This is a genomic window from Actinoplanes couchii, from assembly GCF_016862075.1.
Classification (GTDB): domain Bacteria; phylum Actinomycetota; class Actinomycetes; order Mycobacteriales; family Micromonosporaceae; genus Actinoplanes; species Actinoplanes couchii.
This window is the reverse complement of the sequence record NZ_BOMG01000013.1, coordinates 1-7,098: the sequence shown is the minus strand read 5'-3', so window position 1 is coordinate 7,098 and position 7,098 is coordinate 1. Positions and strand designations below refer to the sequence as shown.

The following is a 7,098-nucleotide window of genomic DNA, read 5'->3' as shown; positions in this document are numbered from 1 at the left end:
CGGGTGTCGCGGGACGGGGCGACGCGTGCGAGTGTCGCGGGACGGGGCGACGCGTACGAGTGTCGCGGGACGGGGCGACGCGTACGAGTGTCGCGGGACGGGGCGACGCGTGCGAGTGTCGCGGGATTGGAAGACGTGTGTGGGTAGGGCAGGTGGGAGGGCGCGGTCTCGGAAGGCCGGTTCCGGTGCCGCGCCCTCCCGGACCGTGCCTGGTGCCGGGGCGAGGAGGGGTCGCTCTCGCTTGCCGGTTTCGGGCACGGTGCGGCCCCATATCCGCGGCAGGGTGATGCCGGGGCTAGAGGCCTTCAGGAACGCCTCAAAACGGCGACGAAGGGTTAGGGGCGGGGCAGGCGAGGGACAAGGCGGAACGAAAAGCGGGGCAAGGCGACGTGAAGGCAAGGCGAGGCGGGTTGGGTGAGGGTGGGCAGGAGGAGACGGCGGTGGGAGATGGGCTCCCGCCGCCGTCTCCGGGCCCGGCCTTTGCACCAAGATCTGCTGGCCGTGGTGGGACGGGGGATCACCGCCACGGGGTGCTCTCGGGTGCTATGCGGGCCGCCAGGAGTTGGGGGCGCGGCCGCTGGCCGGGTGGTCTGTAGACGTCCCGACGGTCTCAGGGCATCCAGACGGTTCCATGACGATCCGGTAGTCCGAGACTCGTTCGAGTGGGCCCGGACGTTTGGGTGGTCCGAGACGTTCGAGTGGTCCTGGACGTTTGAGCCGTCCTGGACGTTCGGGGTTTCCGAGACGTCGGGTGGTTGGGGTTTTGTCGGGACGGGTGGTGGCTGACGGCGTACACGAGGAAGGGGTGGGAAGTTGGGGGTGTCGGTTTGGGGCTGGTGATGCTGGCTCTGGGTGGGGCGGGCGCCTTGTGCTCATCAACCGTGCCAGGGGCACCTTCCATGATCCGCGGATGTCGGGGGTGTCCTTCGCCACCCCCTTGTCGCCGTGGAACGGTCCGGTGATCACTTTGATGTCGCCTGGGGTTGTCTCTGCCCCCGCGCGCGACTCGGTGCGGATTGGGTGGTTCGACGTTTTCGTGCGCGGGGGCACGGCGACGGGCGGGAGGGCGGCGACGGGCGGGACGGCCTGGCGGCGGGAAGCCTCGGCGACGGGCGGGACGGCCTGGCGGCGGCGGGAAGGCTTGGGGACGGGCGGGAGGGCTTCGGGGCGTCACCTGTTCGGGGTCGGTCGGGAAGTCTTAGGCGGCCTCAAAAGAAGCTTAAAAAGTTCTTAAGTCGATATCGGGGGCGTAGCCGTCCGGGGGTGAATCTCGTTGGGGTGGGCGGCCTCTCCAGGGGGTTCGCGGGGGCTTGCCGATCATCGTCATAGTCACTGCTCAAACCGTTGAACCCGGGGGGCCTGCGGGACGTATACCCCGGTGATCGCGTCTTACCGGCGAACTGCGGCGCCGGTGTGATCCAGGCCCGTGGAGCGTCCGCGCGGCCGGTGACGGGGGCCCGCAGTGCGGTGGCGCACTGCGCAAATCCGTGGTTAACCTTCCACATCCACCACGTGGCAGGCGTTGATCCGGGGCGCGAGGGGCGGGCACCGGGGTGCGGAGGTGGTACAGGGTGAGGACGGTGGCTTCCATGCGGCGTCGGGGCGGTGGGTTTTTCCCCAGCCGGTTCGGAGCCTCGTCATGAGCTTTGAGGACGACGAATACTGGGAGGACGAGTACAGCGAGTACTCGTTCATGCCGAGTTCCGCGGTCATTCAGGAGAAGCACTACACCAAGCGTGAGGTTCCGGACGCCGTCATTCCGACGCGCCGCCGTTCCTCCCTCTCCGAGGACGAGCTCGCGGCCCGGCGCCAGAAGAAGGCCGCCTTCGACTCCGAGCGGCCCAGCTGGCTCAACGAGCCCGACTTCGTGCCGGTCGACACCAACGTCGACAACCTGGTCGGCGACGACTTCGACGACATCGACTTCAACCGGCCCGAACTCGGCGTCGACTTCGACAAACCCGACTTCCCCATCGAGGACCCGGCGGCGCGTCCGGACCTGCGGCGCGGCAACTCGCCGCGGGGCCGCACGGACCGTTACGAGCGCGCGGCCGGTACTCGGCGTGACGACGACCGTGATGACAGCCGGTACGGGTCCGGCCGGTACCGGGACGAGCCGCGCAGCCGGGACGACCTCCGTGACGATCCCCGCGACGATCTCCGTGGCCGGGATGATCTGCGGGACCGTCGTGACCGCCGGGATCAGCGTGACACCCGCGACGATCGGGATCGGCGTGACGACCGGCGTGATGACCCGCGCGACGGTCGGGACCGGCGCGATGACCGGCGTGACGACCGGGACCGGCGTGACGAGCGGGTGCGCTGGGACGAGCCGGACCGCCGCGACCGCCGGGACGACCGGGACCGGGACCGCGACCGCGACCGTCCCGCGGCCCGGCACGACGACCGGTGGGACGAGACGCCGGCCCGCCGCGGCCGCCGCAGCGAGGGCACATCCTGGGAGGAGACTCCCGAACGCTGGGACGAGCCGGCCGCCCGCCGGAACGAGCAGGACCGCCGGGAACCCGCCCGCGACCGCCGGGACGACACCCGCTCTCCCGGCCGGGACGACCGCCGTGGCCGTGGCCGGCGCACCGTCGAGATCCGCGCCGACGAACTCTGGGACGACGAGGGCACCGTCGAGCGCGCCGACGAACGGCCGCGCACCATCGAACTCGGCAGTGACGAGTACTGGGAGGAACCCGCACGTCGCGACCGCGCTCCGCAGGCGTGGCAGGACGACGACTTCGGGCCGATCCGCCCCGCCGGTGGACGGCGCCCGCGGCGTGACGACGGTGACATCCGCCGGCCCGCCGCACGGCGTGACGACCGGGCCGTCAGTGGGCGCGCCCAGGTACCCGGCCCCGACGAGCAGCGCACCGACATGCCGCAGCCGGTCCGGGGCACCGCGTCGCCGGTCCGTGCCGACGGTCTCGGCCCGGTCTCCGGGGCGCCGCACGGCATCACCGACGACCAGGCCGCTGTCTCCGCCGATGACCGCGACGGTCTCCAGACCGGGGATTCGGTATGGTCGGTCAACGGTCGCGGGGCGGCTGGTTCCGAGACGGGCCGGCGGCCGGTCGACGGTTCCGAGGTCGCCGGGCGGGAGATGCCGACGGTCGAGTCGGGCAAGCCGCAAGGGCGGGCCGGTGTTCCGGTCGTGCCCGGTGCGCCCGGGGCCGACAGTCGGGAGATCCCGGCCGCGGACCGGGACGGTCGTGGCACTCCCCCGGCCGGCGTGAACGTTTCCGGTCCGGATGTCGCCGGTCCGGACGTGGTCCGTCCGAACATGGCCGGTCCGCATGTGGCTGGTCCGCATGTGGCCGGGCCCGATGTGGCTGGGCCTCGCGTTGCCGGTCCTCGCGTGGCCGGTGCTGATGCGCCTGGTCAGAACTCGGGCGGGGCGAACGGCCGCGAGGGCCAGGTTGTCGATGGCGCGCCGCGGGAGCGCACGCCTGAGGCGCCCGGCCGGGAGCGGCAGGGGCTTGGCGAGGGCGGTCCGGTTCAGCGTGGCGGTGCCGCGGAGCAGGCGCCGGTCCAGCCGGCAGCGGCGGCCCACGGTTCGCCGCAGCAGGGTTCCACACCCCGAGGTCAAGAGCAGCAAGGGCCTGCGGCGTACGGGCCGGGTCAGGCGAGTTCCCCGCAACGTGGGCAGGAACAGCCGGCCGGGGCGGGCTCCGGGCCTGGCTACGGTCAGCACGGGCAGGAGCATCAGCCGGGAGCGCAGTCCGGTCCGAGCGCGTCTGGTCAGGCCCAGCAGGGCGTGCCGGTGCAGGGGCAGGGGCAGCACGGCGTGCCGGTGCAGGGACCAGGTCAGCAGGGCGCTGGTCAGCAGGGCGCGCCGCACCACGGGCCGGGTCAGCACGGTGCTGGTCAGCAGGTGCCGGGGCAGCAGGGTTCGGGGGCTGCCGGGCACGAGAGTGGGGAACGGGAAGACGGGCACAAAGGTGGCTGGCGGGCTGCCATGGCCCGGCTTGTTCCGGGGCATCGGCATGGCGGTGGGCACGGGTCCGAGGACCATGCCGCTGAGAATGCCGGGCGGCAGCCGCACGGGGCGGACGACGGCGCCGGGACTGTGGCCGACGGGCCGCGGGTGGTTCGGCGGGCTGATCCACCCGTACAGCCGAAAGTTGTCGGAAAGACCTCTCCGCCTCCCGCGCCTCGCGTCGTCAAGGCCGAGCCACCGGTTGCGCCGCGGGTTGTCGCCTCGCCCTCGCCGGTTCCGCCGGCTCGGGTGATCGGGGCCAACGCGCCTCAGCAGGCTGGATGGGATCCCGGGCAGGACGGGTCGGCGACCTCCAGTGGTGGATGGCCGGCCGGTACCGGATTCCCCGCCGGAGAACGACGTGGCTCGGGTGACGAGCGTTCGGCTGCCGCCGGGCGTCCGGTGCCTGGTGTCGCGGACGAGCAGGACGGTCGTGGGGCCGGAACGGTCCCGGGGGCCGATGGTCGCGGAGTCGCCGCTGGTCATGGCGGGCTTGCGGCCGCGGCTGGTCCCGGTGCTGACGGGTCTGTTGCCGGTGGCGGCGTGGACGGTGACGGCCAGGGTGCCGGTGGGCGTCCTGGTCAGGGGAATCCGCCTGCTGGTGGATGGGCCGGGCAGGACGGGCACGGGCCGGCTGGATGGCCTGACGACAACGGTCACATTGCTGGTGGTCGTCCCGGTGAGGACGGCCGGGGCGGTGGATGGGCTGCTGAGAACGGTCGTGGTGCGGCCGGATGGAACGGTGAGAACGGGCAGAACGGGCAGAACGCCGGCTGGAACGGGGACGGTGGGCGTGGGCCCGGCAGTTACCCGGAACCGGTGACGGACGGACGGCGTGGGGGCGAGGACTCCTGGGGTCAGCAGGGTGACGGCTGGACGGATCTGCCGCAGCAGCGCTCGCGAAAGACTCCCCGGACCGCGCACGTCTTCCTGGAGCAGGGGGACGGGCCCTGGGCCATGGTTCCGGACGCGTCTCAGCCCCCGGCTGGTTCCCGGCCGGTTTCGCCCGCTCGGCCCCAGGTTCCCGGTGACCGGAACCCCGGTGTGGGACAACCCGCCGCGGCCGGTACGCCCGGTGGATATCCGGCGCCGGAACAAGCCTGGCCGCCCGCTGTCCGGCCCGCGGACCGCCCGCAGAGTGGTGCGCCAGCGGGTACACCTCCGCAGGGATGGGGTACGCCTCAGCCCGGGATGCCCATGCCGGCCGGCACTCCGATGCAGCCGGGTGCTCCGATGCAGTCGGGTCAGCCTGGACAGCCCGGTATTCCGATGCAGCCGGGTCAACCCGGTCAGCCCGGTGTTCCGATGCAGCCCGGTGCGACTTCGCAGCCTGGTGTGGCGGGGCAGCCGAACGTTCCCGGACAACCTGGCGGGCCGATTCAGCCCGGCGGGACGGCGCAGTCCGGTGCCTCGGCGTGGGACGGTTCGCCCGGTGGTTCTGGGATCTCCGGTACCGGGATCTCCGGTACCGGCGTCCCTGGTGCCGGCGTCTCCGGGGCCGGGGCTGGGGCGGCGACCGGTCAGGGCGGAGCTTCCGCACCTGGTGGGAACGCCGTCGTGCCGCCGCAGGCCGGAAGGAACACGCACGGAGCAGCGGCGCAGACCGGGATGCCGGTACGGCCGGGCTCGGACAAATGGCCGTCCGCGGGGCAGGACTCGCAGTCCCCGGGAACGGGTACGGCAGTAGGGTCGCAGCAGGGCGCTCCGGCCGGACCGGAGAACGCCTGGCCGCCCGCCGGCCGACAGGATCCGGCCGCCGGGTGGAACACGACCGGTGGAACCGGCGGATGGGACACGGCCAGCGGAACCGACAGTGGGTGGAACACGGCTGGTGGGGCCGGCGCGGGCTCCTCTGCTCCGCAAGCCGGCGGAAACGGCACGGCTCCTACGGCACCGCAGGCCGATGGAACCGGGACGATGCCCGCCGCACCGCAGACCGGTGGAACCGGCGCTGTGCCCACGTCGCCGCAATCGGGTGGGGCCGGAACGGCTCATACGATGCCGCCGGGTGGTGGGAACGGTTCGGCGTCGGCCGCACCTCAGTCCGGTGCGGGATGGAACGCTGCCACTCCGCGGTCCGCGCCTCCCGCTCGGACGGCGGGTGGGGCGCATGCCGCGCCCACCGCGGACCGCGACATGCAGGATTCGGGGCATTCGGTCACCGCACCGCAGAGCGGAACCGGCTGGAACGAGACCGCCCTGCAGAGTGGAAACGGCTGGAACGAGACTGCACCGCAGGCGGGCTCGGGAGGCGACCTCGGGCGGAACGGCGCCCATGGCGGTTCGGGGACATCGCCGCAGTCGGGCACGTCCCCGCAGTCGGGCACGTCCCCGCAGTCCGGTGGTGGATGGCTGGGGAATGCCACGGCGCCCACTTCCGGCGGTACGGGATCGCGGCACGCCGCTCCCGAATCCGGCTGGAGCGGTGACGGGCGGCACTCCTCCACGCCGCAGGCCGGTACCGGCTGGGACGGCGAGTCGGCCCCGGCCTCCGGCGGAAACCTGCCAAGGACTGCACCCACCTCAGGCGGAAACCTGCCGGGTGCCGCACCCACCACCGATGGACACGTGCCGGGTGCCGCACCCACCACCGGTGGACACGTGCCAGGTGCCGCACCCACCACCGGTGGACACATGCCGGGTGCTGCACCCACCACGGGTGGAGCTGTGCCCCGGTCCGCGCCGCCGGTGCGGCAGGGTGGGGCGCACGCTGCGCGCACCGATGACCTCGGTGGGGCCGTGCCGCGATCCGGGAGTGGATGGGACGGTGGCACTGCTGCGCCGACATCCGGTGGAGCCGCGCGGCGGGCCCAGGGTGGGGCACACGCCGATCGCACCGGTAGCGCACCGCAATCCGGTAACGGGTGGGGTGGCAACACGGCGGCGCCGACGTCCGGTGCGGCTGGGCCGTGGTCTCACGGTGGAACGCACTCCGACCGTGCCGGCGGAGCGCCGCAATCCGGCAGCGGGTGGGACGGTAGCGCTGGCACGCCCGTCTCTGGTGGGGCTGTGCCTCGGTCTGCGCCGCCCTCTCACTCGGTGGATCGGCAGGTCGAGGGCGGGCTGTCGGGTGCTGAGCGCGGGCGGGACGCCTCGGTGTCCGGTACCGGGCC

The 7,098-nt window shown here is 73.0% G+C and carries 1 protein-coding gene; it reads right to left on the bottom strand.

Annotated features, from left to right (window positions below):
• Positions 1-1,336: 1,336 nt before the first annotated feature.
• On the bottom strand, positions 1,337-3,304 hold the full coding sequence (locus Aco03nite_RS03340; protein WP_203793084.1) for a hypothetical protein: 1,968 nt from the start codon (positions 3,302-3,304) through the stop codon (positions 1,337-1,339).
• Positions 3,305-7,098: the final 3,794 nt, after the last annotated feature.

Excerpts from the sequence above, each read along its gene's own strand:
- Aco03nite_RS03340 (WP_203793084.1), bottom strand. The coding sequence starts at position 3,304 with ATGCGGACCGGCCATGTTCGGACGGACCACGTCCGGACCGGCGACATC.